Source organism: Chelativorans intermedius, assembly GCF_025398255.1.
Taxonomy (GTDB): Bacteria; Pseudomonadota; Alphaproteobacteria; order Rhizobiales; family Rhizobiaceae; genus Chelativorans; species Chelativorans intermedius.
On sequence record NZ_JAODNW010000007.1, the window covers coordinates 35,374 to 53,666 of the forward strand.

The window sequence follows — 18,293 nt, forward strand, 5'->3', positions numbered from 1 at the left end:
AAACCGTCTCAGGCCCGCCAGCGCCGCCCCGAGGTTTCCACGCCGAAGCGCGCCGGCGTGCGCGCATAGGCGGCAAGGCCCATGAGCGCCGCCATGGGATGGGTGATGACGAAGACCGGCATGGCGGAAAGCAGCGCGTTGTGCGGCGCCTTGTCCTCGAAAGCGGCGCGGAAACGGCCGTTCTTCAGCGCCGGTACGATCTTCTGGGCGATGCCGCCCGTCAGGAAAACGCCGCCGCGGCTCATGAAGATGAGGCCGAGATCGCCGGCCAGCCGTCCCAGATAGGTGACGAAAAGATCGAGTGTTTCCGCCGCCATCTTGTCGCTGCCCTCCAGCGCGGCAGCGGTAATCTCCGCCGGCGTGGAAAAGCGCGGCGCGGCGCCGTCGGCCGCGGCGATGGCGCGGTAGAGATTGACGAGCCCGCGCCCGCACAGGATCTGCTCGGCCGAGACGCGTCCCTCGATCCTCTCCAGATGCGGGAAGACTTCCAGGTCGCGCGGCGTACGCGGACCGAGATCGACATGCCCGCCCTCGCCGGGAACGGGGATCCAGGTGCGGCTGCCGTGCACCAGGCCCGCCACGCCGAGCCCGGTGCCGGGCCCCAGCACGACGCGGCTTCCCGCCGTTTCCGCCTCGCCGCCGCCGATCTTTTCCAGGTGCTCCTCGCCGAGCGCCACCACGGCCAGGGCCTGGGCCTCGAAATCGTTGAGCACCACGACGTCGGTGAAGCCCATCGTCTCCATCAGGCGGCGCGGGCGCACCACCCAGTCGCAATTGGTCAGGTCGATCTCGTCGCCATCCACCGGGCCGGCCACGGCCAGCACGGCCGAACGCGGCAACAGATGCGTCTGGTCGAGGATGGCGGTCTGGATCGCCTCGTCCAGCGTCTCGTAGTCCGCGGTCTGGACGACGGGAAACTCCTTCGGCTCGGCATAGGAATCGACAACGATGGCGAACCGCGCATTTGTGCCGCCGATGTCGCCGATCAGAATCGGAAAGTCGAGCACCCTGTCGGGATCGTTCGGATAAGGCATTTCTCTGACTATCTTCCTGTTGCGGGCGTGGCGGCCTCTTCCTGCTCCAGAATGGCTTCGGCCGTGGCGCGGTTGAGCGCCAGGGGAATATCATACACGATCGCCAGGCGCATGAGCGCCTTTACATCGACATCGTGCGGCATGGGGGTGAGCGGATCGACGAAGAAGATGACCAGATCCACATTGCGCTCGGCAATCAGCGCCCCGATCTGCTGGTCGCCGCCCAGCGGCCCGCTCTTCAGCCGCCGGATCTTGAGATCGGGACAGGCCTTGGCGATGCGGCTGCCGGTCGTGCCGGTGGCCACCAGCTCGCAAGACGCCAGATAGCTCCGGTGGTCCCGGGCAAAGGCCACCATGTCGTCCTTCTTCTGGTCATGCGCGATGAGCGCGACGCGTCGCCGGGTCAAGATCGTCACCAAGCCGGAAATCTAAATCGGTTGAAGCTCTATAAGCGAGCACGGCGCCCATGAAAAGCCGCCTTCCCGCAAAGAATCGCGTCAAGCCGGATTTGTCTCGCCAAGACCGGGCCCGGGGCGCGCGTCCAGTGCGGCCGTCAGCCCCCGCGGCGCAGGAAGATCTGCGTCTCCTCGGCATTGCGTGGCTTGCCGAAGAGGTAGCCCTGCCCGCCGAGGCAGCCGAACGTGACCAGCTTTTCCGCCTCCTCCTCCTCGATGCCTTCTGCCACCACCTCCATGCCCAGCCCTTCGCACATGGCGAGGATGGCACGGATGATGTGCTCGGAGGGCCGGTCGGTCAGAATCGAGGAGACGAAGGCGCGGTCGATCTTCAGCTTGTCGAAGCGGAAGTCGCGCAGCCGCCCAAGGCTCGACTGGCCGGTGCCGAAATCGTCGAGCGAGACCCGGATGCCCACGCGCCGCAGATCCTCGATGATCTTCTCCGCCGAGGCCGGATCGCCCATCAGGCCGGTTTCCGTGATCTCGATCTCCAGTCGCCTCGGATCGAAGCCGGTGCGCTGCAGGATCGCCAGGATCTGTTTTCCCGTGTTGTGGTCCACCAGTTGCGAGGGTGACAGGTTGAAGGACAGGAACAGCTCCCGCGGCCAGTGGCGCGCCGCCTCCGCGGCCTTCTGCAGGACGAGCTGCGAGAGCTGCCCGATGATGCCGCGTTCCTCGGCAATCGGAATGAAGGTGGCCGGCGAGACGAAGCCGAGATCGCTGTCGGTCCAGCGCGCCAGGGTCTCGAAACCGACGGTGCGACGGGTGGCAAGGTCGACGATGGGCTGGAAATGGGGTTCCACCTCGCCAGCCGCCACGGCGCGCCTCAGCGCCTGCTCGATGCGGGTGATGCGCTTGGCCGCCTCCTCCATCTCCCGCGTGTAGACCACAACCACGCCGCGGCCCGAACGCTTGGCCTGATAGAGCGCGGTTTCGGCCTTGCTCAGCAACTGCTCCGTCGTGTCTTCCTCGGAATAGAACAGGGCACAGCCGGCGGAGGCGGAAAGGCGCGCCGTGCGCAGGCCCACATCGTAAGGGGCCGATAGCACCTCGATCAGCATCCGGGCCTTTTCCGCCGCAGCCTCCTCGCTGAACACCATGGGGCAGAGAAAGGCGAATTCGTCGGCCCCGATGCGGGTGACCGTCGAGTGCTCGTCCATCGCCGCGCGCAGGCGCAGCGCCACCTGGTGCAGGATGTCGTCGCCGGCGGCGCGACCGAACAGGTCGTTGATGGGCTTGAAGCCGTCGAGATCGAGCACGCCGATGGCGAAAGGCGCGGGGTCGTCCGCCCGGTCTGCGATCAGCCGGTTGACCTTGTCGAAGAAGCGGTGTGCGTTGCCAAGCCCGGTCAGCGGATCGGTGAGCACCAGATCCTCGCCGGTTCCCTTGCTTGGATGCCCGTTGGGCAGCGCGAATGGCATGCTGCTTCCCTATTTCCCGTAGTCTTTTGACGCAGCATGCAACCCAAATTCTTTAAGAAGAGTATCGGCTTGTAACAATAAGTCCATATTACGATGTGGCGGCGCTCGCGGATTCCGGGCGCTTGACAGGATGGCAGCGCCGCCGTCATCTGCGGTCAGCGCCCATCAACGGAGACCCCGCCCATGCCGCTCAGCGTTGCCTTCCAGATGGATCACATATCCACCGTCTCGATCGCCGGCGACACCACATTTGCGCTGGCACTGGAGGCGCAGCGGCGGGGGCACCGGCTGTATCACTACACGCCGGATCGGCTTTCGCAGCTTGGCAGGCGGGTGTTCGCCCCGTTGGAGGCGCTGACGGTGCGCGACGAGCCGGGCAACCATTTCACCCTCGGCGCGCCGGCCTACACGGATCTTGCGGAGATGGACGTGGTGCTGCTGCGCCAGGACCCGCCCTTCGACATGCATTATATCACCACCACGCACATGCTGGAGTGCATCCACCCCGCGACGCTCGTCGTCAACGATCCCGTCTGGGTGCGCAACAGCCCGGAAAAGATCTTCGTCACGGAATTCGCCGACCTGATGCCGGAGACGCTGATCACCCGCGATCCCCGGCAGGTCGACGCCTTTCGCGCCGAGCATGGCGACATCATCGTCAAGCCGCTCTACGGCAATGGCGGCGCCGGCATCTTCCATCTTCACGAGGCCGATCGCAATCTCGCCTCGCTGCTGGAAATCTTCACGCAGATGTTCCGCGAGCCCTTCATCGTGCAGCGCTATCTCAAGGAGGTGCGCGGCGGCGACAAGCGCATCATCCTGATCGAGGGAGAACCGGTGGGCGCCATCAACCGCGTGCCCGCCGAGCACGATTCGCGCTCGAACATGCATGTGGGCGGGCGCGCCGAGCCCGCCGAGATAACGCAGCGCGAGCGCGAGATCTGCGCCCGTATCGGCCCGGCCCTGCGCGAGCGTGGCTTCGTTCTCGTGGGCATCGATGTGATCGGCGGCTATCTCACGGAGATCAACGTCACCTCGCCCACCGGCGTGCGCGAAGTAAGCCGCTTCGGCGGCGCCGACATTGCGGCGCTGTTCTGGGACGCGGTGGAGGCACGCCGCGGCGGCTGACCGGCGGCCGGCAGAGATATTTGTTCGCGGAACGTTCTTGAAACAGCCTGCAATCTGTGCTTGAGTATCGGCGGATCATTCAAGCGGGCACAGGGGGCGCCACGGGGCGGGGGTTGCATGGTTTCGCGGGTGCGCACGATCGCGTTCGAGGGGATCGAGGCCGTCCCCGTCGACGTGCAGGTGATGGTCTCTCCCGGAAAGATGGGCATGCAGATCGTCGGCCTGGCCGACAAGGCGGTGGCGGAAAGCCGCGAGCGCGTTCAGGCGGCGCTGCATGCTTCGGGGCTTTCCATGCCGCCCAAGCGGGTGACGGTCAATCTGGCCCCGGCCGACCTGCCCAAGGAGGGCAGCCATTACGATCTGCCGATTGCGCTGGGCCTGATGGCGGCGCTGGGCGCCATACCGGCCGATGCGCTCTCCGGCTATGTGGTTCTGGGCGAGCTGGCGCTCGACGGCACGGTGGCGCGCGTGGCCGGCGTGCTGCCAGCGGCCATCGGCGCCAACGCCATGGGCCGGGGCCTCATCTGTCCTCACGATTGCGGCCCCGAAGCGGCCTGGGCCGGCGCAGACATCGACATTCTGGCGCCGCGCAGCCTGATCGCGCTTGCCAATCATTTCCGCGGCACCCAGGTGATGGGCCGGCCACAGCCGGCCATGGGGCCGCCGCAGGGCACGCTTCCCGACCTTGCCGACATCAAGGGCCAGGAAAGCGCCCGCCGGGCGCTGGAGGTGGCGGCTGCCGGTGGCCACAACCTGCTGATGGTCGGTCCGCCGGGCGCCGGCAAGTCCATGCTGGCCCAGCGCCTGCCCTCCATCCTGCCGCCCCTGTCGCCGCGGGAGCTGCTGGAGGTGTCGATGATTGCCTCCATTGCGGGGGAACTCGCCGATGGCCGGCTTTCGGAAAGGCGTCCCTTCCGCGCGCCGCATCACTCGGCCTCCATGGCCGCGCTGGTGGGCGGGGGGCTGCGCGCGCGACCGGGCGAGGTGTCGCTCGCCCATCATGGCGTTCTGTTCCTCGACGAGCTGCCGGAGTTCTCGCCGCAGGTGCTCAACGCGCTGCGCCAGCCGCTGGAAAGCGGCGAATGCGTCATCGCGCGCGCCAACCATCGGGTCAGCTACCCGGCGCGCATTCAGCTCGTGGCGGCCATGAACCCGTGCCGCTGCGGCATGGCGGGAGAGCCCGGCCATCGCTGCGCGCGGGGCGCCCGCTGCAAGGCGGAGTATCAGGCGCGCATTTCCGGCCCGCTGCTCGACCGCATCGACCTGCGCCTCGAGGTCCCCGCGGTCTCGGCGAGTGACCTGATGCGCCCCGGCAGATCGGAAACCAGCGAGACGGTTGCCGCCCGCGTTGCCCGCGCGCGCGACATCCAACGTCGGCGCTACACCGACCTCGGCCTGCCCGGCTGGACGACGAATGCCCAGTGCTCACCCGCTCTCGTGGAGGAGGTGGCCGCGCCCGATGCGGCTGGCCTCTCCCTGCTGCAGGAAGCCAGCGAGAAGATGGGCCTGTCGGCGCGCGCCTTTCACCGGGTGCTCAAGGTGGCGCGCACCCTGGCCGATCTGGAAGGGCAGGAGCGGGTGGGCCGCCTGCATCTGGCCGAGGCCATTTCCTACCGCGTAGCCGGCGAGCGCCTGGCGCAGGCAGCGTGAGCCTGCGATGGCGCAGCAGGCGTTTCCGCCATTGCGCGATCGGCCGTTGCCTCCGTCGCCACGCGATTTTGGGGTCCGTCCTGGCCTTCTCCCTGCATCGTGGCCGGTACGCCCCGGCGGCGGTGCGTTTTCAAGCCGCAGGGCTTGGCGTTCGTCTCCAGCCGCACGAAAGATGGCCCGCCTTCTCTCGCGCCGTTGTGAAGGCCGTTCGGGCAGAGGGTGTAAAAGGTGCGCATCGGGCGCGCCGCCACCCGCAGGCGGGCACAAAGCTCGCGGCGTGGGCATCGCTGCACCGTTCAAGATTGCCCGATGTGCGGAAATCCGGTCTTCACCTCACCGGCTGGCAAATGCCCTACTGCCGCACCGCGCCGACAAGCAGATTGTCCCCGCTGCGCAGGCTCACCCACCGGCCGGTGTGGTCGCTCGCCTGCCGCTTGAGGTAGCGATAGCCGGTGTGATTCCACAGCCGCACCTCGTCGGTAAGATTGTCGAGAATGTAGTCGCCCTTGTCCGTGCGCACCGTGAGCACCGCATGGCCTTCCCCGTCGCGCTTGCGCACCACGGTGATGAGCAGGTTGGAAAGCGGGATGCCCGCCCGGTTGAGCCGCCGCCGCTTTTCCAGCACGTAGTCCTCGCAGTCGCCCATTCCCTGCCTGGGATAGGACCAGACTTCCTCCCTGCCATAGATATCGCGATCGTTCACCGCCTTCACCGACCTGTTGACGGAGAGGTTGACGCTGGCGATCTTGCGGTGCATGGCACCGGTCATGCGCACCGGCCCGTTGTCGCGCAGGCGCTGGGAACATTCGCGCGGCCGCTTCTTGCAGAACTCGTAGTGACCGACGGGTTGCGAGGTACGTCCGCCGACGACCATGGAACTGGAAGCCTGCGCCGTCCCCGCACCGAGCCCGGCAAAACCGATGCAAAAACCCAGTGCGGTGCTGAGAAACACCCTCCTGACAACCATTCCCCGAGGCTCCCCATTCTTCTTAACGGGAAGTTAACGGGCTGCAGGTGGGGACTGTCAACGAAAAAATTGCCGGCGCAAGCCCGGCCTTTAGGCCGGCTCATCGTTTCATTGAAGCGCCGATCCGGTTCATCTCTTTGTTTTTGCCGCATTTGTGCGACGCCAGATGATTCCATCTGGCTGCAAAATGCCCTACCTAGCGCCCGCCGTTCCTGCGCGCGGGTGCGGCGGCATGCGTGGCCATGAAATCGAGGATTCGCGGTGCGATTTCAGCCCTGAAGCGCGAGCCGTTGAACACGCCGTAGTGCCCCACCACCGGTTGCAGGTGATGGCTGCGCCTGGCCTCGGGAATGTTGATGCACAGGTCGTGGGCGGCCTGGGTCTGCCCGACCCCGGAGATGTCGTCGTTCTCGCCCTCGACGGTCAGAAGCGCCACGGAGCGTATGGCCGCCGGGTCCACCGGCTCGCCGCGATGGGTCATCTCTCCCTTGGGCAGGGCATGACGCACGAACACCGTATCGACGGTCTGCAGGTAGAACTCGGCCGTCAGATCCATCACCGCCAGATACTCGTCATAGAACTCGCGGTGTTTTTCCGCCGAATCGCCGTCGCCCTCCACCAGATGCATGAAGAACTCCCGATGCGCGGTGATGTGCCGGTCGAGATTCATGCTCATGAAGCCGGAAAGCTGCAGGAATCCGGGATAGACCTGGCGCAGGAAGCCTGGATTGGGCCACGGCACCTGCATGATGACATTGTCGCGGAACCATTCGGTGCCGCGCTCCTCGGCCAGCCGGTTGACGGCGGTGGGGTTCCGGCGGGTGTCGATCGGCCCGCCCATCAGCGTCATGGTGGCAGGCAGGTTCCTGTCGCCGCGCGCCTCCATCAGCGCCACCGCCGCCAGCACGGGCACGGAAGGCTGGCACACCGCCATCACGTGGGTTCCCGGTCCCAGCACGCGGAACATGTCGATGAGGTAGTCGATATAGTCGTCGAGGTCGAAGCGCCCGTCCGAAAGCGGCACCATGCGCGCATCGGCCCAGTCGGTGATGTAGACTTCCGCATGGGGCAGCATGGCCTCCACCGTGCCGCGCAGCAGCGTGGCATAATGGCCGGACATCGGCGCCACCATCAGGATGCGCCGATCGGGCTTGCGGCCGGCGGGCAGGTCGCGCGCGAAATGCAGCAGACGGCAGAAGGGGCGCGCCCACACCGTCTCCTCCTTCACGGCCACCGTCTTGCCGTCCACCACGGTGGATTCGATGCCGAACTCCGGCTTGCCATAGCGTCGCGTGGTGCGCTCGAAAACCTCCGCCGCCGCGGCGATGGTGCGTCCCCATGGCGTCGCGGAGGCAGGGTTGAACGGGTTCGCATAAAGAAGCCGCAGGGCATGCGCATAGGCCCTGGCCGGCTGCAGCGCCGCGTGGTTGAGCTCATAGAGTTGATAATACAAGGCAGACCTTCCCGACGCAGAGATTCCTATCGCGGCTCGCCCGCCGGCAGAATGGCAGGTTCCAGAAGCATGCAACCCTTGTGCATCGCAAAAGGGCAGAACTCACCCCAAGATAGCTAACTTATGGCCCCGCGGCAGCGCTTTCAAGTCCCTTCTTGTTGCGGCGCAACATAAGCAGCCGCTTCTCCACCGAAATTCCCGTCGGCAGCTCGGCGTGAAACTGCCGGGCCAGCGCGGGCGGCGCCGTCTCCAGCGCGCATTCCACAAAGCCTTGGCGGGCATAGAAGCGCTCGTTGAAGGGCAGGTCGCGAAAGGTCGTCAGCGACACGCCCCGATGGCCCGCCTGCACGCTTCTCGTGACGGCTGCGCAAAGAAGCGCTGTCCCGACGCCGCGCCGCCCATGGACGGGGTCCACCGCAAGCTCGCGCAGATGCAGGAAGCCTGCAAGGGGATGGAGAACGGCATGGCCGACGGGCGCCCCGTCGCGGTCCACGGCCACCAGCGTGCCTTTCGTGCCCGCCAATGCATGGAACGCCTGTGGAGTCAGCGCCGCACCGGTCGCAAGCGATGGATAGCCGAAGGCGGCAAAAAGGGCCGAAGCGCGCGCATCGACCGCTGCCAGCGCCGCCGCGTCCTGCCGCCGGTAGGCGCGGATCGCATAGCCGGCCGGTGCGTCATGTTCTCCCGGCACGTGCGTGGGGTCAGCCCTCGTAGCCTTCGACGATGATCATCTCGGCCTCCGCCACTTCCTGGCGAATGGCCTTGGCAGCCTGGTATTCGGGGGAGTTGTAGCAGTCCTTGGCGGCCTGCATGGAGGGAAACTCGATCACCACATTGCGCCCGCGCCCGCGCCCCTCCACGGCCTCAAAGGCCCCGCCGCGCGCCAGAAACCGGGCGCCGAAGCGCTCGAAGGCCGGCTTGGCCGTTGCCACATAGTCCTTGTAGCGCTCGGGGTCGCGCACATCCACATGGGCAATCCAGTAGGCCTTGGGCATGGGTTCCTCCCTCGTTTCACGGCGCGCCCGCGGCGGCGCGCATCTCTTCCAGTATGGCCTGGGCGGCGGCCTTGCGGTCTGGCGCGGCAATCACCGGCCTCGCCACCACCAGGTGGCTGGCGCCGGCGCGCACCGCCTCGCCCGGCGTCATCACCCGCTTCTGGTCGCCCGCCGCCGCGCCGGCGGGCCGGATTCCCGGCGTCACCACCGCCAGCTTCGGGCCGAGCGTGGCACGCACGGCCGCCGCCTCGGCGGCGGAGCACACCACCCCGCCCATGCCCGCATCGCGCGCCTGGCTTGCGCGGCGCAGCACCAGCGCCTCCGGCTCCTCCCGATAACCGGCCTCGATAAGGTCCTGGCTGTCCATGGAGGTGAGCACCGTCACCCCCAGAAGGCAAAGCCCGGAGCCCTCCGCAGCGGCCACCGCGGCGCGCATGGCCTTGGGATAGGCGTGAAGCGTCAGCATGGCCACGCCCATGCGGGCGATGTTCTCCACGCCCCTCGCCACCGTGTTGTCGATGTCGAGAAGCTTCATGTCGAGAAACACCTTTTTGCCGTCCTGCGCCAGCTCCTGGGCAAAGCCCAGGCCGCCCGCAAAGGCGAGCTGATAGCCGATCTTGTAGAAGCGGACGGTGTCGCCCAGCGCGGCCACGGCGTTTTCCGCCTCGTCCAGCGTGGCCAGGTCCAGACCGACGATCAGCCGGTCGCGCATGTCGTCTGCGGCGGTGTTCATGTCTCGGCCCTTCTGGAAAACATGCGCGCCCGCTCGATCAGCGCCGCACAGACCTGCGCCATGGCCTTCTGCAGCCGCTCTTCCACGAAGTCACCGTTCTCGCGGAAGGCTTCCGCGCCCCGCGGCACGGAACATTGCGGCGTCACCACCTCTGCCTGGCAGTGCACCAGCACGCTGCGCAGATGGGTGATGGCCCGCACGCCGGCATAGGCGCCGCTGGACGAAGAGCACAGCGCCACGGGCTTGCCGCTGAACGCGCGGAAGGGGCGGCCGCGCGCATCGGTCTTCACGCGGCTGATCCAGTCGATCGTGTTCTTCAGGAGCGGCGGCAGCGAGGCGTTGTATTCCGGCGTGGCGATCAGCAGCCCGTCATGGGCGTCCACCATCTGCGCGAGTCTCACGGCGTTTTCCGGCACGCCGCGCTCCCTCTCCAGATCCTGGTCGAGCATGGGAAGGGGATAGTCGGCAAGCGAGATGCGCGTCACCTCCGCCCCCTGCAGCGCCAGCTCCCTGGCTGCCGCGTCGGCGGTCTTGCCACTGAAGGCGCCGGCGCGGATCGAGCCGGCGAAGACCAGGATTCGCGCCGTCATGAAGGTCTCCAGATTGTCGCTTCTCTATAAGCCATCGCGGCGGCGATGCAACCGCACACCGCCTCAGGCATCGCCAGGGCGGCGGTAGAGCCAAAGATGGGCGGGCGGGATGTTGCGCATCACGAAGTCGAAGCGCTCGACGGTGTAGGTGCCGCGCCCGGCGGGCAGCGGCGACAGCGCCCCGTAGGTGATCTGCACGATGGGCCGGCCCGTCGGCAGGATGTCGAGAAGACGCTCGACCAGCGCGATTCGCTGCTCCATCGGAAAATTGAGCAGCGGAATGGCGGAAACAACGCTGTCGAAAGTGCGCCCCCTCCAGGGAGCAAGAACGGTGTCGAGCTCGAAGGCGCTGCCGTGGACGACGTTGACGCCGGGAAAATCCTCGCGCAGCCGCTTCACGAAGTCGCTGGAATATTCGATGGACACCAGGTTCCCGGGCCTGATGCCCCGCTCCAGTATGGCGCGGGTGATCACGCCCGTTCCCGGTCCAAGCTCCAGCACCAGGTCGTCCTGGCGCTCGGGCCGCACGATGGAGGCCATGCGCCGCGCCGTCACGCTGCTCGTGGGAACGATGGAGCCGACGGCCTTCGGCTTTTCCATCCAGCCGCGAAAGAAGCGCAGCTCCTCGTCGAAGCGTTCGGCGAGCGCCTTGCCCAGATGCAACCCTTTTCCCATGCCCGTCACTCCCTCTGACACAGCCCCGCCCGCGCGTGCGCCGCGTCTTCGCGGCAGCTTCCACGCCTCCTCATCCACGCTCCAAACGCCCGGCGGGCCGCAACCGTTCCCCGGCGCCTACTCGCCGAGGGATTCCAGAAAATCCTTCATGCGGGCAAAGAAGCCGGTGGATTGCGGGCTGTTTTCGCCGGAGGAGATCTTCTCGAACTCCTCCAGAAGCTCTCGCTGCTTGCGCGTCAGGTTCTGCGGGGTCTCCACAACCACCTGGATATAGAGGTCGCCCACCTGCGGCTGCCTCAGCACCGGCATGCCCTTGCCGCGCAGGCGGAACTGGCGGCCGTTCTGGGTGCCCTCGGGCACCTTCACGCGGGTCTTGGTGCCGTCCAGCGTGGCCACCTCGAAGGAGCCGCCAAGGGCGGCGGTCGTCATGGAGATCGGAACCTTGCAATAGAGGTCGGCGCCGTCGCGCTGGAAAAACTCGTGCGGCTTCACCGACAGGAAGATGTAGAGGTCGCCCGCCGGCCCGCCGCGCAGGCCCGCCTCGCCCTCGCCGGCCAGGCGGATGCGGGTGCCGTCCTCGATGCCGGCGGGAATGTTGACGGAGAGCGAGCGCTCCTGCGTCACGCGGCCCTGGCCGGAGCACTTGGCGCAGGGCTCCTTCACCACCTCGCCGCGGCCATGGCACTGCGGGCAGGTGCGCTCGATGGAAAAGAAGCCCTGCGCCGCGCGCACCCGGCCGGAGCCGTAGCACATGGAGCAGGTGACGGGGGAGGAGCCGGGCCTGGCGCCGCTGCCGGCGCATTCCTCGCAGCTTACGGAGGTGGGCACATGGATCTGCGCCGTCTTGCCCGTATAGGCTTCCTCCAGCGTGATCTCCATGTTGTAGCGCAGGTCGGCGCCCCGGTCGCGCCCGCCGGAACGGCGCCGCCCGCCGCCCATGATGTCGCCGAAGATGTCCTCGAAGATGTCGGCGAAGCCGCCGGCGCCGAAGCCTGCGCCGTTGCCGCGCCCGCCCATGCCGCCATTCTCGAAGGCGGCGTGGCCGAAGCGGTCATAGGCGGCGCGCTTCTGGGGATCGCGCAGCGTCTCGTAGGCTTCGTTGATCTCCTTGAACTTCTGTTCCGCCTCCTTGTCCCCCGGATTGCGGTCCGGGTGATACTTCATGGCCAGCTTGCGGTAGGCGCTCTTTAGCTCCCTCTCGTCGGCGTTTCTCGACACGCAGAGCGTCTCGTAAAAATCTGCCTTCATGGATTAAAGATCCCGCATGTTCCTTCGGAGCCGGACATCGCATCCCCATTCGGTGCCCGCAATTTAGGTGTTGTGTGCTGCGAATGCCATAGTTTGCGGGAATTTGAAAGCTGTTGCACGCCGGCTCTCGATGTGGAAAGGCCCGGGCGCTGCGGCCCGGGCCCATGGCAATGCCTGCGAATGACCGTCAGGCGGACTTCTTGTTGTCCTCGTCGATTTCCTCGAAATCGGCGTCGACCACATCGTCGTTCGACTTGGCGTCGCTTTCCTCCGAGGCACCCTGCGCCGCGCTTGCATCCGCGCCGTCGCCCTGACTGGCCTCGTACATGGCCTGGCCGAGCTTCATCGAGGCTTCGGCGAGCGCCGTGGTCTTGGCCTTGATCGCCTCCAGGTCGTCGCCCTCGATGGTCGTCTTCAGCTCCGCGATGGCGTTCTCGATGGCCTTGCGGTCGTCCTCCGAAACCTTGTCGCCGTACTCCTTGAGCGACTTCTCCGAGGAGTGGATCAGCGCCTCGGCCTGGTTCTTCGCCTCGACGGACTCACGCCGCTTCCTGTCCGCCTCGGCATTGGCCTCGGCATCCTTCACCATCTTCTCGATCTCCTCGTCGGAGAGGCCGCCCGAGGCCTGGATGCGGATCTGCTGCTCCTTGCCGGTGCCCTTGTCCTTTGCCGAGACGTTGACGATGCCGTTGGCGTCGATGTCGAAGGTCACCTCGATCTGCGGCACGCCGCGCGGTGCCGGCGGGATGCCCACCAGATCGAACTGGCCGAGCAGCTTGTTGTCGGCCGCCATTTCGCGCTCGCCCTGGAAGACGCGGATGGTGACCGCCGACTGGTTGTCCTCCGCCGTGGAGAAGACCTGGCTCTTCTTGGTCGGGATCGTCGTGTTGCGGTCGATGAGCCGCGTGAACACGCCGCCAAGCGTCTCGATGCCGAGCGACAGCGGCGTGACGTCGAGAAGCAGCACGTCCTTGACATCGCCCTGCAGCACGCCGGCCTGAATGGCGGCACCCATGGCGACGACCTCGTCCGGGTTCACGCCCTTGTGCGGCTCCTTGCCGAAGAAATTCTTCACCGTCTCCTGCACCTTGGGCATGCGCGTCATGCCGCCGACGAGCACCACCTCATCGATCTCGCCCGCATTCATGCCGGCATCCTTCAGCGCCGCCTTGCAGGGCTCGATGGTGCGCTGGATCAGATCCTCCACCAGGCTCTCGAACTTGGCGCGCGTCAGCTTCATCGCCAGGTGCTTCGGCCCGGTCTGGTCTGCGGTGATGAAGGGCAGGTTGATCTCGGTCTGCGAAGCGGAGGACAGCTCGATCTTGGCCTTCTCCGCAGCCTCCTTCAGGCGCTGGAGGGCGAGCTTGTCGTTCTTCAGGTCGATGCCCTGCTCCTTCTTGAACTCGTCGGCGAGATAGTTGACGAGCCGCATGTCGAAGTCCTCGCCGCCGAGGAAGGTGTCGCCATTGGTCGATTTCACCTCGAACACGCCGTCACCGATCTCGAGGATCGAAATGTCGAACGTGCCGCCGCCCAGGTCGTAGACGGCGATGGTCTTGCCGTCCTTCTTGTCGAGGCCGTAGGCAAGCGCTGCCGCCGTGGGCTCGTTGATGATGCGCAGCACCTCGAGCCCGGCGATCTTGCCGGCATCCTTGGTGGCCTGGCGCTGGGAGTCGTTGAAGTAGGCCGGCACGGTGATGACCGCCTTCTCGACCTTCTCGCCGAGATAGGCCTCCGCCGTCTCCTTCATCTTCTGGAGCACCATGGCCGAGATCTGCGAGGGCGAATACTTCGTGCCCCGGGCCTCCACCCAGGCATCGCCATTGTCGGCCTTGACGATCTTGTAGGGGACAAGCTTCTTGTCCTTCTCGACGGTCGGATCGTCGAAGCGCCGGCCGATCAGGCGCTTGATGGCAAAGAAGGTGTTTTCGGGGTTGGTCACCGCCTGGCGCTTTGCCGGCTGGCCGACCAGCCGCTCGTCGGAATCGGTGAAGGCCACGATCGAGGGCGTGGTGCGTGCGCCTTCCGCGTTCTCGATCACCCTGGCGTCCTTGCCGTCCATCACGGCAACGCAGGAGTTGGTTGTTCCGAGGTCGATACCGATTACTTTAGCCATGTATTCTCTCCGCTAAGCAGACTGTCAGGACCCCATTCAGGCGTTCCAGGCAACAGCCCCTGTTCACACGAAATGCCGCGAGTGGTGCGGGCGAGGAGGCCCACGCCGCAGCGTTGCCGCGTATATAAGAACCGCCCGTTTCTCGCGCAAGGCGGCATGTGCCTGATCCGGCACAAGATTGCAGGCCGCGAGGGGCTCAGACGGGCTCCCAGCCATCGTGCCGGGCGGCGCGGTAGATCGCGTCGATCACCTTCTGGTTCTTCACCGACTCCTCCAGCGGGAAGACGGGCGCGTCCTCGCCCCGGGCAGCGCGGGCGAAGGCTTCCGCCTGCAGCCTGTATTGCCGCACGTCGCCGAAGCGATAGACCGTGGCGCTGCCATGGCCGGCGTCGTGCAGGACGACGCGGTCGTCGCCATAGACGCGCGAGTTGAACGGCGTCTCCACCTCGATATAGCCCCTGTCGCCGTGGAAGACCATCACCTGGCGGGCCGCCATCTGCGTGGCAACGTAGAAGCTCAGCTCGAAGTCGCCGCAATCCGCCTTCACGCTGGCATAGATGTCGGTGCCGAAGGTCGCGTCGCGTTCCACCGTTGCCTGCACGCGTTGCGGCTCCCGGCCGGTGACGAAGCGCGCCGTCACCGTCGGGTAGACGCCGATGTCGGGCAGGCCGCCGCCGCCGAGCTCAGGCCGGTTGCGCATGTTGGCAGGGTCCACATTGTGGTAGGAGAAGGCGCCCTGCACGTGGCGCAGGCGGCCGATCGCGCCTTCGGCCACGAGCGCGCGCACCTTCAGCCATTGCGGATGGTAGGTGACCATGAAGGCCTCGCAGATGAGCACGCCATTGCGGTCCCGCGCCTCGATCACCTGGCGGATGTCCTGCGCATCGAGCGCCAGCGGCTTTTCCACCAGCACATGCTTGCCGGCGTCCGCCGCCTTCACCGCCCATTCCACATGCTGCGAGGTGGGCAGCGGAATGTAGACGCCATCCACCTCCGGCGAGGCGAGCAGCGCCTCGTAGGAGGAGAAGACATGGGGGATGCCGAAGCGCTGCGCCACCGCCTCCGCCCGCTGCGCGTCGCGGCTGGCAATGGCGGTCACGACGCCGTTCTCCGTGTCGATCAGTTGCGGAATGACGAACTCGCGGCCGATCTTGGCCGTGGACAGAACTCCCCAGCGGAACATGGTGCCTCCCTTTCAGAATGGCCGCGACACTATCGCCGCGTGCAGGCAAGGTCCATATCGAAGTCGGCGACATCGGAACAAAGCGGCGTTCCCACATCCATGCCGTAGCGGGAACGCAGCACCTTGGACGAGCGTCGGGAAGCCGAGCACGAAGGCGGCACGGGAAGCCGGAGGGCGGCGCCGGCGTATCGCAGGTGGTCCATCGGCGCCTTCTCCTTTCCTGCTCAGCTTCGCAGCACGCCGCCCGTCTGCCTGCCGACATTTTCCACGATTCGTCCCGCGAGCGCTTCGAAATCCTCGTCCGTCAGCGTTCTTTCCACCGGCTGGATGGTGACCTCGATGGCGATGGACTTCTTGTCGGCACCGAGCGCCTCGCCCTCGAACACGTCGAAGACGTTGACATCGGCGATCAGCTTCTTGTCGGCGGCGGCTGCCGCGCGGGTCAGGAGGCCGGCCTCCACGTCCCTGTCGACCACGAAGGCGAAGTCGCGCTTCACGGCCTGGAAGGGCGACAGGTCGAGGCGCGGCCGCGTGCGCGTGGCGCGTGCCTTGGGCTCGGGAATGGCGTCGACAAAGACCTCGAAACCGCACAGGGGCCCGGAAATGTCGAGCGCCTCCAGCGTCCTGGGGTGGAACTCGCCGAAGGTGGCGAGCACGACCTTCGGCCCCAGCTTGATCGTGCCCGAACGGCCGGGGTGATACCACTCCGGCGCGTCTGCCGCGATCTGCAGCTTGTCCACCGGCGCGCCGCAGGCTTCCAGCACGGCCAGCGCGTCCGCCTTGGCGTCGAACACGCCGACCGGCGCGGCATTGCCGGTCCACTGCCGGCCCTGACCCTCCAGCCGTGCCGTGCCGCGGCGCACGCCGGCGGCCACGCGGCGCTGGTCTTGCGGGCGGTCGCCCTCATAGGTGCCGGAGACCTCGAACAGCGCCACATCGGCAAAGCCGCGGTCGGCGTTGCGCTGTGCGGCGGTCATCAGGCCGGGCAGCAGAGAGGGGCGCATGGTCGACATGTCGGCGGCGATCGGGTTTGCGAGGGTGAGCGCCCGCTGCCCGCCGCCGAAGAGCCGTGCCTGCGCCGCGGGAATGAACGACCAGGTCACCGCCTCCATCATGCCGCGCACGGCGAGCGCCCGCTTGGCCTGGCGCGTGCGCTGCTGCAGGGTGGTGAGAATGCGCCCGCCGACGGCCTGCCGCGCCGCCATGGGCTCTGGCGCGATGGCGTTGACGCCGTGAATGCGCATCACTTCCTCCACGAGATCGGCCTTGCCGTCGATGTCCGGCCGCCAGGAAGGAACGACGACATTCACAACCGCGCCCTCGCCCCGGGGCTCGAAGCCGAGGCGGGACAGGATGGCAAGGCTCTCGGTGCCCGGCACGTCGAGGCCGGTGAGCCGCTTCACCTCCGCCACGGGGAAGCAGACGACCTTGCGCTCGGCGGGATCGTAACGCCGCCCGGCGATGTCGATCCGGCTCGGCTCGCCGCCGCAAAGCTCCATCACCATGCGGGTGGCAAGCGCCATGCCCGGCTCGTTGAACGCCGGGTCGATGCCGCGCTCGTTGCGATAGCGGGCATCGGTGACGATGCCCAGCCGCCGGCCGGTGCGGGCGATGCTCGTGGGCTCCCACACCGCCGCCTCGATCAGCACGTCCGTCGTGGTCTCGTCGCAACCCGAGTGCTCGCCGCCCATGATGCCGGCGATCGACTCCACGCCGTTGTCATCGGCGATCACGCACATCTCCGGTTCGAGCGTGTACTCGCGGCCGTCGAGCGCCAGCAGCGTTTCGCCCTCCTTTGCGCGGCGCACCACGAGGTCGCCCTTCACCTTGGCCGCATCAAAGACATGCAGCGGCCGGCCACGGTCGAAGGTGAGGTAGTTGGTGATGTCCACCAGCGCATTGATGGGCCGCAGGCCGATGGCGATGAGGCGTTGCTGCATCCAGCGGGGCGAGGGGCCGTTCTTCACCCCGCGCACCAGCCTGAGCGCGAAGGTGCGGCACAGGTCCGGCGCCTCAATCCTGATGCTGACGGGGCATTCGCCCTCGCCTGCAATGGCCGGTATGGGCGGTTCCTTCAGCCGCCCCAGGCCGGCGGCGGCCAGCTCGCGCGCGATGCCGTGCACGCCGGTGCAGTCCGGCCGGTTGGGCGTCAGTCCGATCTCGATCACCGGGTCGTCGAGCTTCGCCCATTCTGCGAAGGATGCGCCCACCGGCGCGTCCTCCGCCAGCTCGATGATGCCCGTATGCTCGTCGGAAAGTTCCAGCTCGCGCTCGGAACACATCATGCCGTGGCTTTCCACGCCGCGGATCCTGCCCACCGAAAGCGTGGTGCCGAGGCCGGGAATGTAGGTGCCGGGCGCGGCGAAGGCGCCGACGAGACCGGCGCGCGCATTGGGCGCGCCGCAGACCACCTGCACGGGGTCACCGCTGCCCGTGTCCACGGTCAGCACCTTCAGCCTGTCGGCATCGGGGTGCTTCTGCGCCGTCAGCACCCGGGCGATGACAAACGGCTTCAGGGTCTTCTTGTCGTCCACCGCCTCGACCTCGAGGCCGATCATGGTGAGCGTCTCGGCGATCTCGTCGAGCGTGGCCTCGGTTTCGAGATGATCCTTGAGCCAGGAGAGTGTGAATTTCATCTTCGTTCA

At 66.9% G+C, this 18,293-nt stretch carries 17 protein-coding genes; 2 read left to right on the forward strand and 15 right to left on the reverse strand.

What is annotated here, in order from left to right:
* Nucleotides 1-8 precede the first annotated feature (8 nt).
* The 3 genes from NYR58_RS06995 to NYR58_RS07005 all read right to left on the reverse strand — a co-directional run bounded on the left by NYR58_RS06995 (nucleotide 9) and on the right by NYR58_RS07005 (nucleotide 2,910).
* Nucleotides 9-1,034: a glucokinase gene (locus tag NYR58_RS06995; RefSeq protein WP_261519766.1), complete on the reverse strand. Its 1,026-nt coding sequence runs from the start codon at nucleotides 1,032-1,034 to the stop codon at nucleotides 9-11.
* An 8-nt stretch (nucleotides 1,035-1,042) separates the two neighbouring features.
* Nucleotides 1,043-1,444, reverse strand: a complete 402-nt coding sequence (locus tag NYR58_RS07000; protein WP_261519962.1) for a methylglyoxal synthase — start codon at nucleotides 1,442-1,444, stop codon at nucleotides 1,043-1,045.
* A gap of 143 nt (nucleotides 1,445-1,587) precedes the next feature.
* Nucleotides 1,588-2,910, reverse strand: coding sequence for a putative bifunctional diguanylate cyclase/phosphodiesterase (locus NYR58_RS07005; RefSeq protein WP_261519767.1), 1,323 nt, complete (start codon nucleotides 2,908-2,910; stop codon nucleotides 1,588-1,590).
* A gap of 183 nt (nucleotides 2,911-3,093) precedes the next feature.
* On the opposite strand from NYR58_RS07005, the gene gshB reads away from it, so the two are divergent.
* Both gshB and NYR58_RS07015 read left to right on the forward strand, forming a co-directional pair.
* Nucleotides 3,094-4,038, forward strand: a complete 945-nt coding sequence (gshB, locus tag NYR58_RS07010; RefSeq protein WP_261519768.1) for a glutathione synthase — start codon at nucleotides 3,094-3,096, stop codon at nucleotides 4,036-4,038.
* A gap of 117 nt (nucleotides 4,039-4,155) precedes the next feature.
* Nucleotides 4,156-5,688: a YifB family Mg chelatase-like AAA ATPase gene (locus NYR58_RS07015; protein WP_261519769.1), complete on the forward strand. Its 1,533-nt coding sequence runs from the start codon at nucleotides 4,156-4,158 to the stop codon at nucleotides 5,686-5,688.
* Nucleotides 5,689-6,040: 352 nt separating this feature from the next.
* Here the strand turns inward: NYR58_RS07015 and NYR58_RS07020 are convergent, their stop codons facing one another.
* From NYR58_RS07020 to pheT, 12 genes are all read right to left on the reverse strand, one after another.
* A complete protein-coding gene (locus tag NYR58_RS07020; protein WP_378074656.1) occupies nucleotides 6,041-6,655 on the reverse strand; it encodes a transglutaminase-like cysteine peptidase in 615 nt (204 codons plus the stop codon).
* Between the two features lie 196 nt (nucleotides 6,656-6,851).
* Entirely contained in the window at nucleotides 6,852-8,108 is a 1,257-nt protein-coding gene (locus NYR58_RS07025) for a polyhydroxyalkanoate depolymerase (RefSeq protein ID WP_261519770.1), read from the reverse strand.
* Nucleotides 8,109-8,229: 121 nt separating this feature from the next.
* Complete coding sequence (locus tag NYR58_RS07030) at nucleotides 8,230-8,799, reverse strand: GNAT family N-acetyltransferase (RefSeq protein WP_261519771.1); 570 nt, start codon at nucleotides 8,797-8,799, stop codon at nucleotides 8,230-8,232.
* 10 nt (nucleotides 8,800-8,809) lie between these two features.
* Complete coding sequence (locus tag NYR58_RS07035; protein ID WP_261519772.1) at nucleotides 8,810-9,103, reverse strand: DUF1330 domain-containing protein; 294 nt, start codon at nucleotides 9,101-9,103, stop codon at nucleotides 8,810-8,812.
* A gap of 16 nt (nucleotides 9,104-9,119) precedes the next feature.
* Nucleotides 9,120-9,836, reverse strand: a complete 717-nt coding sequence (gene pyrF / locus NYR58_RS07040) for an orotidine-5'-phosphate decarboxylase (protein ID WP_261519773.1) — start codon at nucleotides 9,834-9,836, stop codon at nucleotides 9,120-9,122.
* Complete coding sequence (locus NYR58_RS07045; protein ID WP_261519774.1) at nucleotides 9,833-10,426, reverse strand: NADPH-dependent FMN reductase; 594 nt, start codon at nucleotides 10,424-10,426, stop codon at nucleotides 9,833-9,835. Before NYR58_RS07045 ends, pyrF begins: the two co-directional genes overlap by 4 nt.
* Before the next feature lie 63 nt (nucleotides 10,427-10,489).
* The gene (pmtA, locus tag NYR58_RS07050) at nucleotides 10,490-11,101 is read right to left on the reverse strand and encodes a phospholipid N-methyltransferase PmtA (RefSeq protein WP_261519775.1); all 612 of its coding nucleotides are present in this window, start codon (nucleotides 11,099-11,101) and stop codon (nucleotides 10,490-10,492) included.
* A 117-nt stretch (nucleotides 11,102-11,218) separates the two neighbouring features.
* The gene (gene dnaJ / locus NYR58_RS07055) at nucleotides 11,219-12,349 is read right to left on the reverse strand and encodes a molecular chaperone DnaJ (RefSeq protein WP_261519776.1); all 1,131 of its coding nucleotides are present in this window, start codon (nucleotides 12,347-12,349) and stop codon (nucleotides 11,219-11,221) included.
* 187 nt (nucleotides 12,350-12,536) lie between these two features.
* Nucleotides 12,537-14,465: a molecular chaperone DnaK gene (gene dnaK / locus NYR58_RS07060; RefSeq protein ID WP_261519777.1), complete on the reverse strand. Its 1,929-nt coding sequence runs from the start codon at nucleotides 14,463-14,465 to the stop codon at nucleotides 12,537-12,539.
* Between the two features lie 196 nt (nucleotides 14,466-14,661).
* A complete protein-coding gene (locus tag NYR58_RS07065) occupies nucleotides 14,662-15,648 on the reverse strand; it encodes a Gfo/Idh/MocA family protein (protein WP_261519778.1) in 987 nt (328 codons plus the stop codon).
* A gap of 29 nt (nucleotides 15,649-15,677) precedes the next feature.
* Nucleotides 15,678-15,851, reverse strand: a complete 174-nt coding sequence (locus tag NYR58_RS07070) for a hypothetical protein (protein WP_261519779.1) — start codon at nucleotides 15,849-15,851, stop codon at nucleotides 15,678-15,680.
* A 21-nt stretch (nucleotides 15,852-15,872) separates the two neighbouring features.
* Nucleotides 15,873-18,284, reverse strand: coding sequence for a phenylalanine--tRNA ligase subunit beta (gene pheT / locus NYR58_RS07075; protein WP_261519780.1), 2,412 nt, complete (start codon nucleotides 18,282-18,284; stop codon nucleotides 15,873-15,875).
* Nucleotides 18,285-18,293 lie beyond the last annotated feature (9 nt).